At 46.9% G+C, this 23502-nt stretch carries 21 protein-coding genes; 13 read left to right on the forward strand and 8 right to left on the reverse strand.

Features of this window, described 5'->3' with window-relative positions:
- Positions 1–237: 237 nt before the first annotated feature.
- From ACI49J_RS05660 to ACI49J_RS05700, 9 genes are all read left to right on the forward strand, one after another.
- Positions 238–465: a hypothetical protein gene (locus tag ACI49J_RS05660; RefSeq protein WP_240255664.1), complete on the forward strand. Its 228-nt coding sequence runs from the start codon at positions 238–240 to the stop codon at positions 463–465.
- A 17-nt stretch (positions 466–482) separates the two neighbouring features.
- A complete protein-coding gene (locus ACI49J_RS05665) occupies positions 483–590 on the forward strand; it encodes a hypothetical protein (protein ID WP_240255662.1) in 108 nt (35 codons plus the stop codon).
- Positions 575–1591 (forward strand): hypothetical protein, encoded by a 1017-nt coding sequence (locus tag ACI49J_RS05670; protein ID WP_240255661.1) that lies wholly within the window; start codon positions 575–577, stop codon positions 1589–1591. The genes ACI49J_RS05665 and ACI49J_RS05670 overlap by 16 nt, the downstream gene beginning before the upstream one ends.
- A 326-nt stretch (positions 1592–1917) precedes the next feature.
- The gene (locus ACI49J_RS05675; RefSeq protein ID WP_342781129.1) at positions 1918–2010 is read left to right on the forward strand and encodes a hypothetical protein; all 93 of its coding nucleotides are present in this window, start codon (positions 1918–1920) and stop codon (positions 2008–2010) included.
- A 23-nt stretch (positions 2011–2033) separates the two neighbouring features.
- Positions 2034–3071 (forward strand): ATP-binding protein, encoded by a 1038-nt coding sequence (locus tag ACI49J_RS05680; protein WP_342781130.1) that lies wholly within the window; start codon positions 2034–2036, stop codon positions 3069–3071.
- Between the two features lie 357 nt (positions 3072–3428).
- Positions 3429–4505, forward strand: a complete 1077-nt coding sequence (locus tag ACI49J_RS05685; protein WP_240255659.1) for an ATP/GTP-binding protein — start codon at positions 3429–3431, stop codon at positions 4503–4505.
- Positions 4502–5125, forward strand: coding sequence for a hypothetical protein (locus ACI49J_RS05690; RefSeq protein ID WP_240255657.1), 624 nt, complete (start codon positions 4502–4504; stop codon positions 5123–5125). The genes ACI49J_RS05685 and ACI49J_RS05690 overlap by 4 nt, the downstream gene beginning before the upstream one ends.
- Positions 5126–5278: 153 nt before the next feature.
- Positions 5279–6301: a hypothetical protein gene (locus tag ACI49J_RS05695; protein WP_240255655.1), complete on the forward strand. Its 1023-nt coding sequence runs from the start codon at positions 5279–5281 to the stop codon at positions 6299–6301.
- Between the two features lie 165 nt (positions 6302–6466).
- The gene (locus ACI49J_RS05700) at positions 6467–7261 is read left to right on the forward strand and encodes a hypothetical protein (RefSeq protein WP_240255653.1); all 795 of its coding nucleotides are present in this window, start codon (positions 6467–6469) and stop codon (positions 7259–7261) included.
- 44 nt (positions 7262–7305) lie between these two features.
- Here ACI49J_RS05700 and ACI49J_RS05705 read toward each other — a convergent pair whose 3' ends face one another.
- The 7 genes from ACI49J_RS05705 to ACI49J_RS05735 all read right to left on the reverse strand — a co-directional run bounded on the left by ACI49J_RS05705 (position 7306) and on the right by ACI49J_RS05735 (position 15406).
- On the reverse strand, positions 7306–8838 hold the full coding sequence (locus ACI49J_RS05705) for a hydantoinase B/oxoprolinase family protein (RefSeq protein ID WP_240255651.1): 1533 nt from the start codon (positions 8836–8838) through the stop codon (positions 7306–7308).
- Positions 8835–10760, reverse strand: a complete 1926-nt coding sequence (locus ACI49J_RS05710; RefSeq protein ID WP_240255649.1) for a hydantoinase/oxoprolinase family protein — start codon at positions 10758–10760, stop codon at positions 8835–8837. The genes ACI49J_RS05705 and ACI49J_RS05710 overlap by 4 nt, the downstream gene beginning before the upstream one ends.
- Before the next feature lie 258 nt (positions 10761–11018).
- Positions 11019–11678, reverse strand: a complete 660-nt coding sequence (locus tag ACI49J_RS05715) for a GntR family transcriptional regulator (RefSeq protein ID WP_240255647.1) — start codon at positions 11676–11678, stop codon at positions 11019–11021.
- Between the two features lie 34 nt (positions 11679–11712).
- Positions 11713–12855 carry a mandelate racemase/muconate lactonizing enzyme family protein gene (locus tag ACI49J_RS05720; RefSeq protein ID WP_240255645.1) on the reverse strand — a complete coding sequence of 381 codons (1143 nt, stop codon included), beginning with the start codon at positions 12853–12855 and terminating at the stop codon, positions 11713–11715.
- A gap of 29 nt (positions 12856–12884) precedes the next feature.
- Complete coding sequence (locus tag ACI49J_RS05725) at positions 12885–14045, reverse strand: UxaA family hydrolase (protein ID WP_240255643.1); 1161 nt, start codon at positions 14043–14045, stop codon at positions 12885–12887.
- Complete coding sequence (locus ACI49J_RS05730) at positions 14042–14329, reverse strand: UxaA family hydrolase (RefSeq protein ID WP_240255641.1); 288 nt, start codon at positions 14327–14329, stop codon at positions 14042–14044. The genes ACI49J_RS05725 and ACI49J_RS05730 overlap by 4 nt, the downstream gene beginning before the upstream one ends.
- 108 nt (positions 14330–14437) lie before the next feature.
- Complete coding sequence (locus ACI49J_RS05735) at positions 14438–15406, reverse strand: Ldh family oxidoreductase (protein WP_240255639.1); 969 nt, start codon at positions 15404–15406, stop codon at positions 14438–14440.
- Positions 15407–15720: 314 nt separating this feature from the next.
- Here ACI49J_RS05735 and ACI49J_RS05740 point away from each other — a divergent pair, with 314 nt between their 5' ends.
- Entirely contained in the window at positions 15721–17193 is a 1473-nt protein-coding gene (locus tag ACI49J_RS05740) for an APC family permease (protein WP_240255637.1), read from the forward strand.
- Positions 17194–17539: 346 nt separating this feature from the next.
- Positions 17540–18892 carry an MFS transporter gene (locus ACI49J_RS05745; protein WP_240255635.1) on the forward strand — a complete coding sequence of 451 codons (1353 nt, stop codon included), beginning with the start codon at positions 17540–17542 and terminating at the stop codon, positions 18890–18892.
- Positions 18893–18918: 26 nt separating this feature from the next.
- On the opposite strand, the gene ACI49J_RS05750 is transcribed toward ACI49J_RS05745, so the two are convergent.
- On the reverse strand, positions 18919–20355 hold the full coding sequence (locus ACI49J_RS05750) for an aldehyde dehydrogenase family protein (protein WP_240255633.1): 1437 nt from the start codon (positions 20353–20355) through the stop codon (positions 18919–18921).
- 100 nt (positions 20356–20455) lie between these two features.
- On the opposite strand from ACI49J_RS05750, the gene ACI49J_RS05755 reads away from it, so the two are divergent.
- A complete protein-coding gene (locus ACI49J_RS05755) occupies positions 20456–21802 on the forward strand; it encodes an FAD-binding oxidoreductase (RefSeq protein WP_240255631.1) in 1347 nt (448 codons plus the stop codon).
- Positions 21803–21945: 143 nt separating this feature from the next.
- Complete coding sequence (locus ACI49J_RS05760; protein ID WP_240255629.1) at positions 21946–23331, forward strand: MFS transporter; 1386 nt, start codon at positions 21946–21948, stop codon at positions 23329–23331.
- The last annotated feature ends 171 nt before the right edge of the window (positions 23332–23502 follow it).

A 23502-nucleotide genomic window follows, 5' to 3' on the forward strand; every position in this document is an offset into this window, starting at 1 on the left:
ACATGGTTCACGCAACGTGAAGCGTCTTTATGGATCAAATTGTCTAGGGTAAATTTTGTGAAGCAAATATATAATTCACAAGGTTAAATTCAGACGATACACATGTATAGTCATTTACATATTGATTACCATGAGCTAAGCTCCTGTGATGTGACCCCTTTCATCCCAACTATAAACCGATTAGCAGGTTCAGGTACTAGATAAGACTTAAATAGTATTATCATAGCCGTAAAATCTATGGAACCTAAATGTAAGATAATTCATGTATCGGCAGTGGGCACGTCTCTACTAAGAAATTATGAAAAAGGTCACCGTGATGTAATACAACAGTATGGTCTTGAGGGCTGGTATTCTTTAAGTTTTAACGATACTAAGCAGAAGATCATAGAAAGGAATTTTCAGAACCTCAAGGAAAAACTGGTGGAATACATGAACAAAGAGGGCCCCAGGCGTCTGCGGAGCTAAGTGCTCTTTATAAAGCAATGGAGAAGTTCAGACAGGATTGTAAGGACGTCAGGGTATTTCTCTACTACACTGACACGCAGAACTCGAAGCTGGCTGGAGAGGGGATGAGTTGGTTAGGGAACTAGAGGACGCACTAAGATTAAAGGCCCCACTAATGGAGAAAAGTCAATCCATCGATGTAGAATTGAAGACCTTGAGAGTCATTGTTTATCACCATGCAGCGCTTGTGAAAAGTTCCAAGGATCTGAGGCTCGCCTTAGATTACGCTAATATGGCATGTGACACTGCGAAGGACCTTATCAGAGAAATAGGGTTTGCAAGTAGAGTGGCTGGCAGTTGTGGTTTAAGGGCTCGTTTAAAATTTGTAGCTGGTGATGTGGAGGATGCCATGAAGGAGTTTAGTGAGCTTTGGGAGGAAGTATCAGCCAAAGGATTCGTAAATACGGAAAGAAAGGAAATTACACAAACTCTTGCTAACTACTTAGTGTCGCTCTTCGCAGCAAATAACTTGGGCAAGTTGAAGGAGGTGTACAGAAAATATCGTCGATTCTTAACTAAGATACCAGTCTATTGGTCATTAGTGGCTGGGTTAATAAGTATCAACGAAACATATTTTGAGGATTTTTACGAGGTAAGGAGAAAAAACATAGTGCAAGAGGCACCTCCACCATACAACATAGTTTTGCAATGTCTCGAGATGAATGGTAAATGTACAGAGATTTGTCAATTAATAGAGGATGTCGATAATCGCACACTATGTTACAAACTCATCGAAACAAAGGAAAATCCAATGTTGAAGCATCTCATCATCTCTACGGATGAGGGAAGAAATAGGGATACTTTAAGTAAGTTATTGAATGATATTGAAAATCCCCGCGAGATCATTGAGGCTGCGGTGTTCATTAGAAATCCTCTTTTATCCTTCGTTGAGGTTCTCAAACTTATTACCGAGAAAAGGCTAGATAAGGCAAAATTGGTTGCTATGCATTGGCGTGATATCTCACGGTCACAGGGTTTGTCTGAGATTATGAAGCTATGGGATGAATTAGTCAAATGCCTTGAAAAAGGTGAATGCGGTAACGACTGTAAGATAGCTCTCCTTAAACTCTTCTACATCCACGCCTAACCATTTTACCGTGTGCCTCTAATCAAGCGAGTTTAGGGTGGCAGACGAAAATCTATCCTGCGTTCGTCTCAGCGTTTTTGACTCATATTACGAGTCAAGTTTACCTTAAACTGACTCATATTACGAGTCAAGTTTAATAGGATCGCGAACCCGATTCATTCGTGAACAGGGATTTACTACTGAGGGCCATGGTAGACTGGAACCTCTGGTACAGGGATTAGTTCACTGGGATCCAGCGAGAGTACTCGGGCCAAGTTCTTGACCTGCTCAGCACGGGGGAGGCGATCACGATCCTCGGAGTTAAGAGGGCTGGTAAGTCCACAATCATAACTCAGGTAGTGAAGAGGCTCGTGGACTCGGGAGTCAACCCGCTAAACATTCTCATCGTGAACTTCGAGGACCCAGGTTCCAGAAGATAAGGACCGCGAACCACCTCTTCTCACTGTACGGCCTCTATCAAGAGGTTAGGGGACAGTTACAAGGAAGGCCATACCTTTTCCTCGACGAGATCCAGAGTGTTGAGGGATGGGAGGGTTTCGTTCGCTTCATCGTGGACAGGAAGGAGGCCTACGTGACCGTCTCAGGGTCAACCGCGAGACTAAACCAGGCTGTAAGGCGTTCCCTAGCGGGAAGGCACCTAACGGTTGAGGTCTTTCCGCTATCCTTCCGAGAGTTCCTGAGGTTCAGGAACGTCAACGTCTTCACGGAGCTGGACCTGGTTGCGAGGGAGGCTGAGATCAAGGCTCTCTTTGATGAGTACCTGAGGTTCGGTGGCTTTCCCCTCGTTGCCCTCAACCCGGGGAACAGGGAGAGGATACTGGCTCAGCTCTACGACGACATAGTGCACAGGGACGCGGTCCTGGAGTGCGGGGTGAGGAACGTGGGTGAGATAGGCGACCTCGCCCTCTTCTACGTCTCAAACGTAGGGAACAGGGTTGGTTTCAGGCGCCTTTCAAGGTCAATGGGGATACCTCTCAGGAACCTCCAAAGGTACACGGAGTGCCTGACGAACGCTTACCTGGTCTTCTTCATGAAGGCCATCAGCCCTTGCCTGAGTGAGATGGTCAAGGCTGAGAGGAAGGTGTACTGTGTGGACAACGGGATCTTCAACGTGGTTGGGCACAGGCTCAACGAGAACCTAGGGAGCCTCCTCGAGAACCTGGTCTTCGTGGAGTTGATGAGGAGGCACGGCCTCGGAAACGTGTTCTATTACAGGGGGAGGAGGGAGGTCGACTTCGTGGTGAAGGACAGGAACGAGATTAGGGAGATACTTCAGGTTACGTATTCCCTGGGGGACGAGAGGGAGATTGAGGGGATAAGGGAGTTCCTAAGGATAAGGAGGGTTAGGGCGAGCATGATCACTTACGACGAGAAGGGGGAGGTCAGGGTGGAGGGGCAGGTGGTGAAGGTGATGAAGGCCTGGAAATGGTTGTTGGGATGGACTCGTCCTGACTCTTGGATCAGTAACCGTGCACTATAGACGGTTGTTTTGATGACGGAGGTGCGGATTAAGGACTTTACTGTCCACGTCAGGGTATACTGGTTAGTTAAGTGCTAGGTGAAAAATGCTAAGAACACCTTAAGGGTTTAGCTTAGAGAGTGCGCGTTTCTGATTACGTCTATCTAAATAACTCTGATACCCGATCGACCTCTACATCAAGGTGAAGGGATGAGTAGGAGAGTTTTACCCTGACCTCCTCATGAAGGGTAACTCATGCTCTCACCCGAGCCCATTGAACTCTTCAAGCAGACTCTCACCGATCATTCTTGTTCCCAACTCATGTCCCTCCAGGAACACATCAAAGAATTTTTAGTAAAGAGGATGAAGGTTTAGTTAATGGAGAAACTGGTCCTGAAAAACTTTCGACGGTTCCGTTCACTTGAACTTGAGCTAAACAAGATCAACGTCATTGTTGGGAAAAATAACGTGGGGAAGACCACTGTCCTCGAGGCATTTGCACTGGCAGCCTCTGCACCCTATCTCACTGACTCGCTGGGTTCATCGATTTTCAGGTCAATATTGCTCAATAGGGAGATACCCTACTATCTTGAATTTGTGAAACTAGGAGCCAAAAAAGCGGAGGTTACCCTAGGCGACAAGAAGGTGGAAATAGTGAAGGAGCTAGAGAATGAAATCCTTAGGAAGAAAATCTCTGACGAAAAGGAGAAGGAAAAAGGATTACAGGTACTTGATGCATTGAAGTACATGATTTCTGCTTTGGTCGAGGAGATGCCAGAGGTGGAGCATCCCGAGTACTCAAGCACATACGCCTTAGCTAGCCATGGAGAACAGATGGTTAGCCACTACGTGGAGGTAGATATGGGATCAATAAACATCTTTAGACACATTAATGACAGTTTAAGCGAACTTAAGCCCTCGCCCGTCTATTTCGTAACCGATCACATGTTTTATTCCACCAAGGCACTTGCATACATAATAAATAACTCTATTAAAAATGATTACAAATACTTTACTAAGGTGTTGACTTCATTTAAAAAGTACATGAAGGAATTTGATATTGAGGATGTGAGGGTAGTTGAAAACCAAGTGTACCTTATCATTAAGGGTAAACCCATACCCATCAGTCAAATAGGCTCCGGTGCCAAGAGAGCGCTTTTGAAGGAACTAATTTCAGGAAACGCTGAGTATATAGCTATGGACACGCCTGAGAATGACCTTCATCCAGGATTGTTGAGATCCTTCCTGGATCAGATAGTGGACCTGAGGGCAAAACTTCTCATATCCACCCATAGCTTGGACACTATCGAGGCACTGGTTGACGTGCTGGAAATCAAGAGGGCGATTGATGATATGACCGTGTTTAGGCTGGATCTGAACGGGGTTGAGACCATACCCGGAAGGGAAGTCATGATACGTCTCAAGGACATTGGGGAGGACCTGAGAGGACTATGAATTTTTACGTTATGTTTGTTGAGGGAGATTGCGACCAGGCATTCCTTACAACACTGCTCAAGTTAAGTGATAATAACCCAAGTGAGGACAACAGTAACCTTTTTATGAGGTTGTCGGAGCAAGATATGAGATTAAAACAGTTTATTGAGGACTTCTTCATAAAAAACCGAAGGAAATGCGTGCGTTTTAAGGATGATAAATTCTACTTCATTTTTCAGTTTAGCCAGGAGGAGTCCATCAAGCTATTGTACACTAAAACTCTTCCTAACTTCACGAATTCCATTAATCAACATTTCTCTAGGGTGAAAGACAGAGTAAACCTGATGATCATGCTGGATTGCGACTCGAATAAGTATGAGGATTGCAGTAACAAGATAAGATGCGAGGATGCCGATCCGAGGTCGGATGTTACGTGTCGGATCATTTACGTTAAGTGTAAAATTGGGGGGTTTAGTGTACACTCGCTTGTGGTTATGCCGAACATGGAAAATTTACTTCAGGTCAACGAAGAGGAGGCCAAAGGTAGGAAGGCAGAGGTGTGTAAGGATTTAACCTTACAACGATTGAGCGACCTGGAGGAGATCTTTAAGAAATGCGTCTTGCCTTACTTTCCAATGTGAGTTGGCCTGGGAACCAGTAGAGTATACCATTCAGGTAGTGCGCAGAAGGAAGAGGGGATGAGAACCAACCTCCCTGTGCTCGTTCTTGGACTTGTTGGACACACTCATCATGTTCTCATGAAGGGATAAAAACTAGGCGTACAGTTCTTCTTCATGCGAGGTAAAGTCACCACTAAGGGTCCCACAGTTGAGAAGGTGATCATTAGGAAGATTAGGGGAGTAAGCTTCGTGAATGAGGACGGTAAGGAGGTTGAACTTAAACCCTCAAAGATAAACATAATAACTGGATCTAACGGGAGCCTTAAGACGTTATTTCTCGAGGCCCTGTCCACCGCGTTACTTCATTACTCCAGGTCACCCAACAACGTCGTTGGGCTATTGCCCACCCTGAGAATGGACGACTCCTGGTTGTATTATCTAGCCAGTGAAGAGGTTTCCATGACCGTGAACGATTTGACCCTGAGCAATGCCAATAGTGAGGAGGTACTCAAGTTATTGCTCCCCACGAGTTTTGGCCATCCCTTGAGGTACAGCGGACTTAAGGTTACTGGCCCTTCAGGAGAGGAAACCCTCATTGCATACTACTCGATGGTAACCAGCACGGGTAATTCAAACTCGGTTCAGGTATCAAGGAAAGGGAGATCTAGGGAGATAGATTTTGTGGCCTATTCCACGCCAAATCCAATGAACAGCCTATTCTATGGGAACTTCCTCTCATGCGTTAGCCCTGGACTTGCCAAGGGAAAGGAGGAGATAAAGCGGGTTCTGGGGCTCGACTTCATAGGCTATGTTCCCGATGAGCTGGGCAGAAATCAAATTGCCCTGCTGGATGAGAGGGAGAAGATGCTTTATCTGCCAATGTTGGGTGGCGGAATCTCGTCCATGGTACTTCTCCTCCTGGCTTCCTCCCTTGACGTAGTAGTGTATGACAATGTTGAAAATCACCTACATAAGACGCTGATGGTGAAACTTATTGAGATTATGAGGGCTTCACGGGCTCAATGGTTCGTAACCACCCAGTCCCTTGAATTTCTCGAATTCCTAGATGAGGGTAAGGATATTCAGGTGTGGCAGTTTAAGAGATTTAGGGAGAAGGACGAGGTACTGGTGAGGGTCCATAGGGGGGAAGAGATCGGGGAGTACATAAACGAACTAGGCATAGACCTGAGGGGTTGAATTGGTGAAGATCTATCTCTAGGGGAAAGGATGAGATCCACTTCTTTCGATGCATTCTTGGAAAGATTCACACAAAAGTCATCAGAGACATGGAGAGATTCTCGTCTTGATTTGTATGAGATTGTCATGTGAAAATTTTTAGGAGTGATATTCATAATAGAATAGATGAATTTCGTATATGCCATTGGTGATAGGACGATCCCCTATCCCAACACTCGAAGAGAGATTGCTGACAAAAGGCGCATAACCTTCACGTCTGGGGTTATGCATTCGCTCCAAGAGATGCTCAGCTTGAACCCAAGCTCCATCGAGGTGGGCATTGCCAGGAACACATTGGTTAACTATATCCACTCCCTTGGCTCTCAGGGAATACTTCATGGGGAAGTGCACTACTGTCTTGCCAAATTGGAGGATAATAAATTACCTGACCTAGACAATCTCCTTGCTTATAATCTAAACAGGAATGAGGGGAGGAAGTACGACGAGGCATTGAAGAGGGGGGCAGTGTTGGAGAAGATGCCTCAACCTATCAGACCGGAGGCCCTCGCGGAGTACCTCTTCTATAGAAATGATTCTTCCACTTTTCAACACTACGAGATGGGCGATCCCATACTGAGCATAGAGGTTCAACCAAGTGGTAATGATAAGCAGAAGAAAGCCCAAATAGCTGAGATCGTGCGCAGACAAGTTAGAGGTGTCGGGAATTACAAGCTCACGATATCGATATGGGTGACACCAGAAAGAATATCCTCGAACAATCTCAAGGTCATCATCGACGGTGTTGTTACCGGTCTCCTTGGTAACAGGCCTACAGGGAGTAGGGATATAATCAATCCCCCTGATAGCTTGGACAGACTTGTTGCCATCAGAATGCTTCCGAGATACGGGATGACCAAAGTGACCGTGAACCCGGTGATAAGGGCAATTCCCCTCCACAAGGAAATAGGCCAGGTCTCCTGAGAGATCGTCATAGATTAAATGATGTTTTCATGGACTTCTCAATCTTAGCCTTCCGAGGTTTCCTCCTCTTTTCCTAGTCCCCCACCCCCTGGCGTTTCTATCACGACTTCGTCCCCTGGCTCTAGGACGGTTGAGAACTTACTGGGCATCTCCCTTCTAACTCCTCCACTCATGATCATCACCCTCCCTGGTTTCCCGTTTCCACCACCCAATAGCCCCCAAGGTGGGATAAGGAACCTTTCAGCCATCACTGACAACCTTGTCCTGTCTAGAACCTTGAAGGCCCTAATTATCCCATCGCCTCCCTTGAACCTCCCTCTTCCTCCGCTTCCCTCCCTCACCCTGTACGCCGTGAAGAGAAGGGGGTACTGCCTTTCCGCTATCTCAATCGGTGTGTTCAAGGTGTTGGTCATGTTGACCTGAACCGCTGAGACTCCGTCGCGGTCTGGCCTCGCCCCCGTACCTCCCCCCACAGTCTCGTAGTAGGCCCAGTACCTACCCCTCAATCCTCCCATCATGATGTTCATCATTGTCCCGGACCCGGCTGCGGGGACGGGCATCAGGTGAGACAGGGCCTTGAACGTGACGTCGGCTATCCTCTGCGAGGTTTCCACGTTTCCTCCCCCCACGGCTGACGGCTTCGTGGGGTTCACTAGGGTCCCCACGGGTGCCTTCACCCTGACCACGCTGTAGAAGCCCTCGTTCGTGGGAACGTCCTTTCCAAGGAGAGACCTTATTACGAAGCTAACTGCGGAGAACGTGACCCCGTACACGGCGTTGAAGGGGGACTCAACCTGGGGATCTGTGCCCGTGAAGTCGGCCAAAACTCCCTGGTCGCTGACCTCTACCCTCACCCTAATCCTGGTTAACCTGTCAAGTTCCAGGTAGTCCTCATCCTCCCCAGCCCCCTTGGGCCACCTCGCCAGCTCTGTCAGAGTGAGCCTCCTTGCGTACTCCATTGAGGTGGTCCACGCCTCGACCACCTGCGTGACGCCGTACTTCTCCACCAGTTGCTTCACCCTGGCTATCCCCACAAGGTTAGCCGAGATCTGGGCGTTCAGGTCCCCAAGTGAGGTATCGGGGACCTTAAAGTTCTCCCTGATCATCTTCACCACATCCTCGTTGAGTTTCCCCTTTCTCACCAACTTGAGTGGGGGTATAACGAAACCCTCCTCATACAGTGTGGAGGCTGAGGGGTTGAGGCTTCCTGGCATGGGCCCTCCAACGTCAACGTGATGTGCCTTATTCACGACGTATCCCAGTCCTCCGGGTAATGGCGCAATCACCATGACGTCGTTGAGGTGCGTCCCCGACACATAGGGATCGTTCACGATCGCCATATCCCCTTCCTCGAGCTCAACCTGTTGCAGGAGGTTCTTTACCCCAACGCTGAACGATCCCAGGTGGACGGGGATGTGCTCCGCCTGGACCACGACCTCACCCCTCTCGTTCACGATGGCGCAGCTGTGATCCATCCTCTCCCTTATGTTGGGAGACATCGCAGACCTCTTGAGCATTACCCCCATCTCCTCCGCGACGAACTCGAGGGCCCTGCTCACTATTTCCCAGGAGGTCATGGTCTCACCAGGGTTATGGACTCGTCTACTAGGGCCTCCCATCCGTCCTTGACCACCGTGGTCGAGCTGAACTCCTCTATGATTGCGGGACCTCTCACCCTAACCCCTCTCCTCAATTTCTCCTTCACGTATACGTCCACTTCACCCCACTCGTCCTCTAGGAGGGCCTTCCTCCTCGTGACTGGGGTGTCCCCCTGCCCCGACACAACCGAGAGCTGTGGAAGGGGCCTCCTTCTCACCGCGAACACCCTTATGGACACGACCTCAATCTCCCTATCGCTCATCACGAAGCCGTAGGTGGAGAGGTGCTTCTCCTCAAAGATTCGCCTGATCTCGTTGACGTCATTCACGGGGACTGTGAGCTCCCAGCCCTGGCCCTGGTACCTCACGTCTGCGTACCTGAGGAAGTGATCCACCTTCCCCTTCAACCTGTCGTAGAGCTCCCTCTCCAGCTTCACGAACTCGGCCTCAAGGTCCCTAGGAAAGGATTTCCTTGCCTCAAATCTCCAGTCAGCCAGGAGGAGACCTAGGGCACTGAACAGCCCGGGGTAGGGCGGGATCAACACCTTGGAAATTCCCAGTTCTTCTGCCAGGTAAACTGCGTGCTGTGGCCCAGCTCCACCGAAGGCTACAAGGCTGAAGTTTGAGGGATCGAGACCCCTCTCCACCGTGACAAGCCTTATGGCCCTGGCCATCTCTAGGTTTACCAGGGCAAGGGCGTCCCTACTCACGTCTTCCAGTCCGCCGAGCCTGGATAGCCCCTCCCTCGCTAACTCGGGTTTTAGCCTCATCCCTCCACCGATCACCTCCCCCACCCTTCCCAGGACGAGGTTTGCGTCCGTCACCGTGGGCTTGTCCCCTCCCCTTCCGTAGCACATGGGACCTGGGTCTGCCCCTGCACTCAAGGGACCAACCCTTAAGGCCCCAGCGTCGTCTCTCCAGATCACCGTCCCTCCTCCAGCTGAGACCTCTGCCAAGTCCACGAAGGGGAACCTCACGGGGTAACCGCTACCCTTTACCACCCTGCCGTGGTGAACCTCACCACCAACCTCATACTCGGTCGTGATCTCGAAATTTCCGTCAATGACGACCCCAGCCTTTGCCGTGGTCCCGCCCATGTCAAAGCTGATCACGTTACCTGGGAACAGGGAGGCTGAGGCTATTACCCCTGCAGCTGGACCAGACTCCACGAGCTGGACAGGCTTCCTTGAGGCCTCCTCGACGTCAACTAGACCACCTGAGCTTGACATTACTAGAAAGGAGGGGAGGAAGTTGAGTTCCTGTAGATACGAGGAGATCAGGGGCATGAGGACTGCATTAACCACGGTGGTTGAGGTCCTCTCATACTCCCTCGGCTCTGGGGCGACCTCCGAGGAAAGGGACACAAACCTGAAGTGACGTGAGAGGACCTCCCCTGTCCTGATCTCGTTAGTAGGGTTAAGGTAAGAGTGAAGGTAACTCACGGCGACGGATTCAACGCCTTTCTCCCTTAGGTTCTGGGCGATCTCCTCGATCTCGGACTCCTCAACTTTTCCTAGTATGTTACCCTGAGCGTTAACCCTCTCCTGAACCTCAACCCTCAACTCCCTTGGTACCAGTTGCCTAGGCTTCTCGAAGTTGAGGTCGTAGAGACGGGGTCGATTCTGCCTCCCTATCTCTATCACGTCCCTGAAACCCCTAGTTGTGAGGAGCGCCGTCCTCGGGAGATCCAGTTTCTCCTGTCCCAGGAGGGCGTTGGTAGCGAGAGTGGTTGCGTGAACGACCTCCGTGACCTCACATCCAAGCGAGGATAGCACGTCCTTAATGACTTGAGAGGGCCTCGTTGGATTTGTTAGAGTCTTTACCGTGACTATCTCCCCGTTCACTAGGACTATGAAGTCAGTGAAGGTTCCGCCAACGTCAATTGCAACCCTGCACTCCATGGAGTATATGACGGGAAGAGGCTTAAGTTCATGACGGTGAGTCGACAAGGGCGAAAACGTTATTCGAACGTCGGGTTCAGGACCGATCCAAGTCTACTAGCCCAAGATAGTTAGATATGATCTCCGTCTCCTCACGGATGTGGACGGTTCTAACACGTTTTACTCCCTTGCATGGTTTAGCGAAGTCAGGGCCTTCAAGAGATAGATCCATTACTTCATTTATATGAGTCTTGCAAGTCTCTATCACTTCACGCAGTCCTATCTCCTCGTCAGCAAGATGGGTATGACCTTAGCCTTTAGGTACTCTAGCACGTTATTCTCGTGACTTATCATCATTTCGTATGCCCTCTCCGCATCCCTGGCCTTAATTGCGTCCAATATACCCTGATGCTCCCTAAGCTCCTCGACTCTCCTATCGAAACTGGTAAACAGCGTAATCCTAACCACCCTCAACTTCAATCTGATCTCCCTGAGGTAGGAGTACATGAAAGGGTTCTCCGTGGCCATGGCAACTCTGTCATGGAACTGGCCGTTAAGCTCTGCTAACCTCGACGGATCTGGATTCTCCTTATACGTTTCCTCCTTCACCTTATTTAGTATCTCCTCCATCTCGGCAATGTCCTCCTGCTTGGCCCGAACCGCAGCCAACCTGCTCGCTGCGGACTCTAGCGGGATTCTGACCTCGTATAACTTCTCCACTTCTTCTGATGTAATGTATATTACAGCGTAGGATCTGTTCATCTTCTTAACTATTCCTTCGGACTCCAGCATCTTGAGTGCTTCCCTTACTGGCGTTCTGCTCATGTTCAGATCCTTACATAGCTTGTCCTCTGTGAGGAGTTGTCCCTGGGCGTAATCTCCTCTCAATATTCTCTTGAGGATCTCGTCGTAAGCAGTTTCGCTTAAACTGTTGGACATGAATACAAATCTGCATACTATTTTATTAAACTTGCTATTTATCCCTTAGTTTGCCTTCAAGGTCGCTAAAGGCGAGTATTCTTAATTTTTCCTTGTAAGAATATTTCTCTAGTTGATCTTCTTTAACTTCTAGCCCAATACCTTGACCCACTGGAACCTCCAGTGTCCCGTGACGAAATCTGGGTATGTTTTCGAATAAATCTGATGGAAAATCCGAGATCGTGAACTCTATGGTACTAATTTCGGACCTTGCGGAGGCAATCTGAAGGACGTATGCCAGGGAAAGCGGTGAGGAATCTGGCCTGTCATGCGGGGCGACCTTCACGTTATAACCTGAGGCTAAGTCCAGAACCTTCAGGAACTTACTCACTCCCCCAATCTTGGCTATGTCAGGTTGAAGGTAGGCGATTCCAGTCTCCAATAGCCTCCTGAAGCCGTGTATGGTGTACTCGTTCTCCCCTGCAGCTATGGGTACAGGGGAGTAATCGCACAGCTTTGTCAATGAATCGTAATCATCCAGGGGCCAGATCGGCTCCTCTACCCACTCTACCTCGTATTTAGCCACTGCGTCCACGAACTTCTTCGCACTCTCCAGGTCGAAGGGAGCGTTCATGTCGAGGGCAACCTTCACGTCGTATCCGATCTTCTCCCTGATCTCGTGGAGGTCCTCCACCACAGATGACGGAGGTTGATGCAACTTGATCATCTTGTAACCCCTCTCCGTCGTCTTAACTACAGTGGATACGACATCCTCACTGGACTTAAACCTTGGGAAACTGCCGTAAACGGGCACCCTTTCCCTAACCCTCCCGCCAAGCATTTCCGCCAGGGACGTGTCAAGCTTCCTTGCCCTAGCGTCCCACATGGCCATTTCCACTGAGCTTATGGCCCCCGTAACAACTCCACAGTTACCCGCTGTTAACATTACCTTCTCTAGGAAGGTCTCAACGTCGTAAGGTGAAGTGATGGTATACTTACCCAGAAGGGGTGCAATCAATTCCTTGAGGATTGAGGCATAGGCCCCGAGTATTCCGCTCCCGAAGACGCCGGTCTCTCCCCAACCACTCACATTATCCCAACTTACCTTCACATATAACTGCACGGACCATTGATCAGAAAATTCTGACACGGGGTTAGTAAAAAATGGAATAGATAGGGGAAAAATCTGAATGTTCACCCGGTGATTCCCTCCAGTAACTCCAATATTTATGCACTTATGTATAGTTTTATCGGCGAGAACTCCTCGTGGTGAAGTACCTCGGCGGCAGTCAACCTTCCGTTCATGACCTTGAGCATGTAATTGAACACCCTCTCTCCAGCTTCCTCTAGCGAGATCTTGAGGTCGAGCAGATCCGAAACGTCCACATCTATATGTTCGCTCATGGTTCTGGCCGTCTTGGGATTACCGGTTATCTTTATCACAGGTATTAAGGGGTGGCCCACAATGTTTCCTTGGCCCGTGGTGAACAGGTGGAGCACTGATCCCTTCGCTGCGAACAACGTCACCGCCTCGGCAGCCGCTGACGAAGTGTTAACGAAACACAGGGTACCTTGCTTCTCCCTAACCAGAGGATCTAGGTAATCAAGGACGCAGTTAATCTTCCTATGTCCGAGCTTTTGAATATTCCCTAGCGCTTTCTCCTCTATCGTGGAGAGTCCTCCCTTAATGTTTCCTTGGGTGGGCTGGGATCCAAGGAGATCCGCTCCTTCCCTTTCTATCACGTCAATGTACTCCTTATAGATCTTCAGGAACTTTTCCCTTAAGGCTTCGTTGGCCATCTTGTCAGCTACGATGTCCTCTGCGCCCGTCAGCTCTGAGGTTTCGCCAAACATGGCAACTGCTCCCAGGTCAACCATCTTATCCACTACGACCCCGACGGATGGGTTAGATGCCAAACCCGAGGTCGTGTCAGATTCCCCGCACTTAACGCTCATAACTATGGAAGAAATGTCCACCTCCGTGCGCTGTTTCTCGCTTGCCTCCTGAACCATCTCCTTGGCTTTCCTTGAGGCCCTCTCAATGGTCTTTAGGTCACCGTATCCCTCAATGGGGAAGACCTCAACGGGTTTACCTGTCTTGGCGATACCGTCTGCCACCCTATTGGCCCAATTGTCCTCAATCCCTATTACTATGACGCCGGCGACGTTTGGGTTTGCCCCGGTCCCTGAAAGGATGTGAAACAGGAGGTCAAGATCTCTACCGAACTGTAACCTACCGTAGGGGTGAGGAACGGCAACGACGCCGTTAACTATCTTGGAAACCCCCAAGGCTGCGGAATTGGAAAGGTCGTCCAAGGGAAGAACCAGGACGTGGTTCCTTACGCCGACGGCTCCATTCTCCCTTATGTAACCCTTGATTGTCATCATTTTGACCACCTTATGGACTTGAGGTTGTGAACATGGACATGTTGTCCCTTCGATATGTTGGTCGTGGCCACACCAATAGGCCTACCGTATTTTAGTACCTTCTCTCCCTGCCTTATGTCCCTGAGTGCTATTTTGTGACCCAGGGGGACATCATCTAAGGTCTTGATTATCTCATGTTTAGAGTTGTTCTCTAGATATGCGCAAAGAACTTCCTCTCCCTTTTTGACGTCTGTGGTGGCCACGCACACATCATCCTTTTCCGAATGAATAAGACCTCGTGGCATATGTTAAGAATGTATCTGTTATTAATATACTTTGTGTATATACCATACTGTATACAGAACAAGAGAATGAAAATCTGCGGGGAACGTCGAAACGTGAGAAAGACTGAACTAGATAAAGAAGGGAACCTTTTCCTTCATCTTGACCAGGGTACTCCAAAGCTGTGCATCCATGGGTATGCCCTCGGTCAACCTCCTGGCCTTCAATTGAAGGCCGTGCTCCCCCGGGAACTCCATCCCCAGAAGTTTCCTGATTTCATCTATCTGTTCAGTGTAAGACGCAAAGTAGGATGAATTTATCACAATCAATATTTCTCCCTTATTAGGAGGATTTTCAGTGTTAAGTACCCCCTTCACGTTAGGACCCATTGCCGATCCCGAAATGAATGACGTCAGTATTTCAAGGACTAGCATGAGGTAGAAACCCCTTATTCCGCCGATCGGGAGTATTCCACCCCTTAGGGCAAGCTCAGGATTGATGGTCGGTTTTCCCTCGCTGTCCACTGCCCATCCCTCGGGTATGGGTTCGCCCTTTCTCTGGGCCTCCAATATTTTTCCCCTTGACGTGGATGACAGGGCCATATCCAAGACAATGGGAGGGTTGTGAGGAATACCAATTGAGAGGGGCGTGGTGGACAGGAGTTTCCTTGAGGTACCGGGGAGGACTACCGCGGGCTCGGCATTTCCAAACATGATCCCCACATAACCTCGTGTGGCTAGTTTATCCGTGTAATAACCTAGGAAACCAATGTGGGAAGCATTCTTTACTGCTATGACACTGGAGGGCTCGTGGAACTCGTGTTGGATTAATTGGTTCCACAGGACTATTCCGACGCTATGCTTTCCATCGATCCACATGGATCCCCTCTCCTTTTTTAGGACGTCATATTGTAATCTCCTTGAAATCGTTCCTAGTTCTATCCCCTTCACAAGGGGTATCAATCTCTGAACTCCGTGAGAGGAGTGTCCCCTAAGTTCTGCCTCAACCATGTGGTCCGCTATAACCTCGCTTCCCTCGACTTCCCTTTCGTCCAATATCTCCACGATAATGGATTTCAGTTCTTCTGCGCTGACGTTCATCTTGTTTAAGACAGACGTGCTCTCCCTATTAAGCCCATCTCAATTCCTCGATGGAGTAGGGGGATCTGGACGGGAAATAGTTCTAAGTTCAACGTGTAAGGAAGCGAAGGTGGACTTAACATGGCCTCAACCCGTGGACCAACAGCGTAATTTTTCCCAGGTTTTTACGTGTCTTAATTAATGTAATATCTTAAGCTAAATCATAATTGAACTGAAAAATGTCTACTTATAGAATGATTAGATATAGGTAAGATTTGATATAATCTATCGTATACTATATAAAAGTTTTTAAAGTATACAGAACATCTATCCATGTGTCAGACAAACCTTTCAAATTGGCGAAGGTAATAGGACCCGTGGCCATAATAGCCTCGGCGGTAAGTCAAGAATACGGAGCTGGTATCAACGCGGTAGCCACACAGAGTATTGGATCATATCCTGCCATACTCAACCTTGTTCCAGCAATCATGTTCATAACTGGATTGTTTATGCTTCCCAAGGTATTTATGTATCAGAAGTTTGGCAAGGTGGCAAGCAGAAGCGGAGGGCAATACGTCTGGATATCTAGAACTACCACTCCGGAGGTAGGATTTATTGTTCACTTTTTATACTGGATTGGAATAGTATCTGCCATAGGGTTCATTAGCTACACTGTTGGATCGACCCTAGCTTCAACACTCGTGTCATTGGGGATATCCTCTGGAGCATGGTTCGCTACGTTTACAGGGCATATTGTGCTGGGGTTGGCCCTAATATGGTCCTTCTTCTTAATTCATTACACGGGCGTGAGAAGCTATGGAGTTGTGGTAACTCTGCTGTTCGCCCTTGTTTTGCTAGGGGCAATCATATCAATGGTTGCGGGTTTCGGCACCGCTAATTCTGTCTACACTGGTTATTTATCGAGTCAAATATTTCATGGAACAATTCCCAGTTACACTACACCTCCCCTAACTTACTCGGATATTTTCGGTACAGTAACCCTGTTCATTTTTGCGTATGCGGGCATAAGCGCGGCTCCTCTCCTAGGTGGAGAGGCTAAGGATCCCAAAAAGGACATGCCAAGGGGTATATTCCTGGCATGGTTGATCGCGTTAGTCCTGTTTACCTTAGTTTCACTTGCAGTCTTCCACGCAATAACTGGAGGGCAAGTGTTTGCGTTAATAAAATCAAAGTATTCCTATTACGCTACCATTCCTGGTATACTGAGCATATCTGAACCGAAACTTATTGGAGCTATATTCTCGATCATAGTTACAATTATTATAATGAAGACAATCATGCCCCAGTTACTTACCTCCAGTAGAACGCTCTTTGCCTGGGGCCAAGACAAGATACTTCCTGAGATCTTCACTCACACTAACAAGTTTAAGGCACCCGACTTCTCCCTGCTGGTATGCGCGCTATTTGCATCAATATACCTAGTTTATACAACTAGCGTGGGTGTGTCTGCTGTGGACGTAAGATCCCTCTCTGTCCTACTTGAGATGATGGCTCTCGGGGCAGGGGTACTTCTTATCTCAACTAAGAGTAGCAAGAAAGAATGGGAAAAGGAAGTGACGACAATAGGTGCGATCATAGCAGGGTTAGCAGGTATAATAGTCACGCTTATTATTATTCCAAGCGTCGCCGTTGTACCCCACGTTTCAATTCTCCTTCAACCCTCGTTTCAAGTGATATTGGTTATAGTGATAGGTTTCCTTATCTATGAAATCGCAAAAATGTATAACAAACGGACTAAAAACATCGATCTAAATGATCTAATAAAGAAAGAGCTACCCCTGGAATGATATTTTTATTATTAAAAAATACATAATCTAATTATTTTTATAGACTATTTGGGCCTTTAAATAGGTAAAGATCTCCGTGTAGGGAAGGCTCCTAGGAATGCGCAAATATACATGACGTCTAGACCTTGTTCATTGCCTATAACCGTCTCCTTCACCAATCTGTTCCCCATTGATATCCGTATGGTAAAATCCTCATCTGGGTATTGGTACATTCTCTGACGTTTCAGACACTACAGAAGACTATCACTATGTATATGACAGTGAATTCGTTATAGTATACAGCATAAGATATGACATATAATAAAAAAATATATACTACATGCTCTAATCTATAATGAGGAATGTTATGGCAGATAAATCGCTTTCATGGGAAGAGGTAAAGGAGAGACTATTCAACAATCTAGATCTCTCGAAGGAAAAATGGTTCCACTATAAGATGCTCCTGCTCGTGGGAGGAGGAGTATTCGTAGACGCATACAATACGGTCGTCCTGACTCCGGTTTTAAACCAACTTAAGTCCGTATTTCATCTCACCGCGTTATTAGTGACTGCTATCGGGGTTGCAGTAGTCATAGGAACAGGTATAGGGGCCTTAATCTCAGGTTACCTCGTGGACAAGATAGGAAGAAAGACAATGTTTATCATAGACCTGGTTTTCTTCGTCATAATAGCGGGGTTGTCGGCATTCTCGTTAAATGGATACATGCTATTTGCGCTCAGGTTGCTAGTCGGAATCGGTGTAGGTCTCGATTATCCCATCTCCAGCTCATATCTTTCGGAATTTGTTCCTGTCAAGTCTAGAGGCAAGTTCATGGCATACGATATTCTTTTCTATCCCATAGGAGCCTTAGCTGCAATATTAGTAGGTTACTGGCTATTGTCAGTTGGAGGTTTAGATGCATGGAGGTTTGCCGTTGCCTCCGCAATAATACCTGCGGCCATAATAGCTGCGGCCAGACTGGGTAGTCCAGAATCGCCAAGATGGCTCCTGGAGCAGAACAGAGTTGACGAAGCTATTGCCGTAGTGGAAAGGGTGATAGAGAGACCTCTTTCAGACGAGGAAAAACAAGCGATTAAGTCCGCCAAGGTAGAGAAAGTCAAGAACACGTATTATAAAGAACTATTGACGAAATTCTCTAGGAACTCAGCGTTTATTGCAATATATTATACTGGCTATCAGATAGCGTTCGTCGCAGCGGGTGTTCTCAGCTCACTCTTCGCCACTTCCTTAAAAATACCTGTGGAGACTGCGGGTGCCTTATTCTGGATCGAGAATATTATTGCAATACTGATCATTGCCTATACAATTGATAGGTTTGGGCGTAAACCCATGGCTAACATAGGATGGATAGGCAGTATCCTTGCGTTCTTGGCGTTAATATTCGTCCCCAGTACCGTAGGTAAAATTGCCCTCTTGGTCATTTACTCATTGTTGGCACTTTTCTTGAATTTCCAGGGTGGGCTCCACTTAGATCTTTCAGCGGAGCTTGCTCCCACGAGGATCAGGGGAACAATGGAGGGCTGGAAGCAAGGAGTTTCTAGGATTATTGCAGCAGGTTTCTCTACGGCTGTATTTCCCTTGATGTCGTTCCATGAATCGTTATACGTCATGCTAGCTGCAGCAATTGTGGCGTTCATAGCAACCGTAGTAATGATGCCAGAAACTAAGGGGAAATCGCTGGAGAAATTATGGAAATAGAAAATTTATAAAAAGATAAAAATTTTTTAATCGCTATAGACTATTAGTTTTGTTTCTGTCATTTCAAGCATCGTATCTAGGATACTCTCTCTTCCTATTCCGCTTTTCTTTGTACCTCCAAAGGGGAGATTATCCCACCTTAGTCTGGTGGTATCGTTTATCACCACCGTTCCGACCTTTAACCTAGAGGCAATCCTTAGAGCTCTGCCGAAGTCCTTTGTGAAGATAGATGCGTCAAGTCCATACTCAGTTGAGTTAGCCACGTCCACGGCCTCGTTATCGCTATCTACGCTCACTATGGGAAGAATCGGTCCAAAGACTTCTTCCTTAAGTACCTTAAGGTCAGAGAAGGGCCTCAATCTAAGGATTACGGGAGGGAAATAGTTGCCCCTCTCCTGAACTTCTCCCTTGTATATTATTTCTCCCCCTTTGGAGACGGCATCGTCTAGAAATAGCTTCATCCTTTCCTTGGCCTCCCCAGATATTAAGGGAGATAGGTCGGTGTTTTCGTCTAGCGGATCCCCAATCCTGAGCTTGCTTACTTCCTCACGCAATAGGGCTGAGAACTTGTCCTCTATCTCCTTTCTGACTATGACTCTCTTGGTCGCGTTACAGAACTGGCCCGCGAAGTCGTACCTGCCCAACAACGCTGACTTAACGGCTCTCTTTAGGTCGGCATCCTCCAGTACTATCATGGCGTCGCTTCCCCCTAGCTCCATGATAACCCTTTTGCCTTCCCTTATGGCTCTACTTGCCAGTCCCAGTCCCACAGACGCAGAGCCAGTGAAGGTGATCACGCTAACCTTGGGATTTGTTACGAATTCGTCTCCTATCATGCTAGAATCCCCTGTAACCACGTTAATGGCACCGGGAGGGAAAACTCTTGACACTAGTTCACCCAGTTTCAGTTGTGTCAAGGGGGTCAGGGATGAGGGTTTAAACACTACACTGTTTCCTACAGCAAGAGAGGGAGCGACTTTATGAGCGAAACTGGCTGCCGGGAAATTGAAAGGAGTAATGGCTCCCACCACACCTATGGGTTCCCTAGCGATTAAGGCCATCCTCCTCTCGTTTCCTGCAGGAAATTCGTACTCTTGTAGGGGTATATATTTGCCCTCAAAAATCCTCCTTACCTCAGAGGACGCAAGCTCAAAGATCTGTGCTGTCCTCTCTATCTCACCCTTGGAACTCTTTATTGGTCTACCTGTCTCCCTAGTCATTGTTATTGCGAGTTCCTGGAGGTTTTCCCTAATCAACTGTGAAACCTGGAGGAGTAGCCTTGACCTTTTTGCAATCGAAAGAGAATTCAAGGCATCTAGAGCTGTCCATGCTGACTCTATGGCTTCCTTAACTTGTTCCCTTGACAGTGAGGGAACCGTATCCACTGTCTCCATGGTTGCAGGATTCCTAACCGATATCTTAGACTCGGATGAGATTCTTTTTCCTCCTATTAGAGCTTCCATGTATACAATTCAGTATTCTTCATTATAAACCTTATTATTGACCTTTGTAATAAGTAAAAACTAATAAAGAGTAAAGACTCAATTGAGAGTGTGGATTTCTTTGTCCGAAAACATACTGAGGGAATTGGATGGAATTAAGTGTTCGTTGGAGGAAAGGACAGATTTCCTTAATAATAGAGTAAGACCAGTCGTGGTGACTTACCCATCTAGAACTGAGGAAGTAGTGAAAATAGTAAATGTTGCAAGAGAACATGGTTTACCCATCGTAGTCTGGGGTGGAGGTACCAGTTTAGCCGGGCACTTGGTATGTGATGGTTGTATTTTAATTGACATGAAGTTCATGGACAAGATAGTCGAGATAAATGATACAGAGTGGTACGTGAGAGTACAACCGGGCTTGATCCTTTCAAAATTAAATGAAGAGCTTAAAAAAATCGGCTTCTTCATACCTCCCGAGCCTGCTAGTTCCTTTGCATGTTCCGTGGGAGGAGTAGTCAATAACGCCTCAGGAGGTATGCGAAGTGTAAGGTACGGCACCTTCAGAGACTGGGTGCTTGCCTTAGAGGTGGTTTTACCATCTGGAAAGGTGATAAGAGTTGGTGAGCCGTTCGTCAAGAATAGAGCCGGGTACGACTTAGTTCACCTCTTCGTGGGTAGTGAGGGAACGCTTGGCATAGTGACGGAGATTTGGTTCAAGATCATTCCTGTCCCTGAAGAGGTAAAATACTCGATCATGATGGAACTGTCTGACTTCAGACAAGGTACTGAGATAATCAGGGAACTTAGAAAGAATCGCGTCGTTATAGATGTGGCGGAATATATGGATGGATTAGTAGCTAAAACAATAAATAAACATTTTAATACTAACATACCGGAGAGCGTCGGTGGGACGATTACACTATCCTCTTCTTCGACTTATCGAGAAAAAATTGAAAAAATATTAAGACAGCACTCCGTTACATTCACGGAGGTGGATGAGGATAAAACTCTATCGGAAAGAGCCTTGGCAGGACTGGCCCTAAAGGCTGAGTGGAACGAAAGAGTTTCAGAGGACATTGTTGTGCCCCTATCTAAACTTGATGAAGCTTTTATGAAAATTAAGGAACTTGAGGAAAAGAGCGGCGTTAAGATAGCCATTTTGGGGCACATAGCTGACGGAAATTTACATCCAAATATTCTGATCTCGAGTAGAGACGATCCTAGACTTACGAAAATCTATGACGAGATAGGAAGGATAGCAATAATACTAGGAGGATCAATTTCGGGTGAACATGGAATAGGCTACATGAAAGCTGATTTAATGAAGGAACAGTTAACAGCTCACAACGGCATTGAGGTTCTTAAAATCATGAATGACATTAAAGGTTGTATCGATCCGCACCACTTTATGAATCCTGGCAAGTTCGTTGAGCTAGCCTGGAGTCGATACTTAATTAATAAGGATTAATCTATAACGATGTGGAGCTACTAATAACTAATGAAATCAGCTTTCTGAAAATTCTCATTGAGCATAAAACACGTTGTACTATTAAATAACAAAAACTATTTAAGAAACATTGTATACAACATTATATAAGAGAGTGCATACATATGGTTATCAGGAGTAATCCAGACAAGGATAGTGAAGGAGTAAAAAAGACTCATAACCCATTTGATGCATTGGATAATATTCGCTCCAATAGAAAGATATTTTTCATTCTATTGGTAGCTGGAATAGGAGCATTTGCCGATTATTATAACACTGCGGGGATATTGACACCGTCCAGCTTGAGTTATTTAAAGTATTTCTCTGTGACGACGTCAGTCTATGGCCAATTCGTGTTCTTTCTTAATATAGGTATATTGATAGGCGCAATAACTTGGGGACCACTGGTGGACCTCCTAGGCAGAGCTAGAATGTTCTTCGTGGATTTGGTTGTTATGCTTGTCTTTGCGACCTTGTCCATATTTGCCACTAACTTCCACGAGTTTGAGCTATTCAGGATACTAACAGGTTTTGCAATAGGGGGCGATTACGGCGCCGCACTGCCGTTTCTATCTGAGTTTGCGCCAAAGGCAATTAGGGGAAGGATATTGGCACTGTTTTGGGTACTGGCGCAAAGCGGACTTGTGGTCGGAACACTGGTGAGCTACTACTTTTTGTCAATATCGTCGATCTCACCAGAAATCTGGAAAATTATATTCGTGACAGGCTTGATACCCATCATTATCGGAGCAGGATTAAGGTTTACTGTCCCAGAGTCTGCTAGATGGCTTCTATTCAAGGGAAAAACTGATAAGGCAGTTGAGGCGGTAAAGAAGGTCACGGGGAGTTCGCCCCAAGAGACGGTAAATAATATCACTAGTTCATTCAATATTCGTAAAAATATACCTCTGTTACTTCTCCTCATTGTCCCAACGTTTATTGGGATATATGCTACCGCTATGCCCGCAGGACTATCCACCTATTTCTTCCCTTACATCACGCAGAGTTTGGGATTGTCTAAGCTTACCTCAGTGCTGTTGCAAGTCCCAGTTGTCTGGGTATCAGAAATCGTATTTACTTTAATTTTAGCTCTTATTACAGATAAAATTGGTAGATTAAATTCACTGATAATAGGAGGTACTGTATTAATAATTTCTACGTTACTGATAATTCCACTAACGCATAATGTGGATGCCCTACTTCCCTTGATATTCATCTCCAATGGGAGTAGCGTATTTTCTCAAACAATCATTATAAATTGGGGTGCAGAGCTATATCCTACAAACATGAGAGGTATAGCGTCTGGAATTAACATAATGGCATTTAGGCTATCCCTGGCGTCAACAGGTTTCATTGAACCTGTGCTGTTATCATTAGGTGGCGTTCCGGCTCTATACGCTTTCCTAGGATTATTATCTCTTGTTGGAGTTATGATCGTAATGATATTGGTCGGTAAGAGGGGTTCGGTGGAAGGAAAGTCGTTAGAAGAAATAACTGATAGATTTAGATAATTGCGGATCATTGCATTATAGAGGATAGTTTATTATAAAAGTTTTTTATTTTCTTTATCAATATAACCATCCGTTACAGAGCGTATTGGGATTGTCGTGATGTAGCCAATTGATACAAGTAGTTTCCCTTGACAGTGATGTAGCCAGATCTTGAACCGATAAAAAATACAC

Origin of the sequence: Metallosphaera sp. D4-4, from assembly GCF_046245145.1 — an archaeon.
Classification (GTDB): domain Archaea; phylum Thermoproteota; class Thermoprotei_A; order Sulfolobales; family Sulfolobaceae; genus Metallosphaera; species Metallosphaera sedula.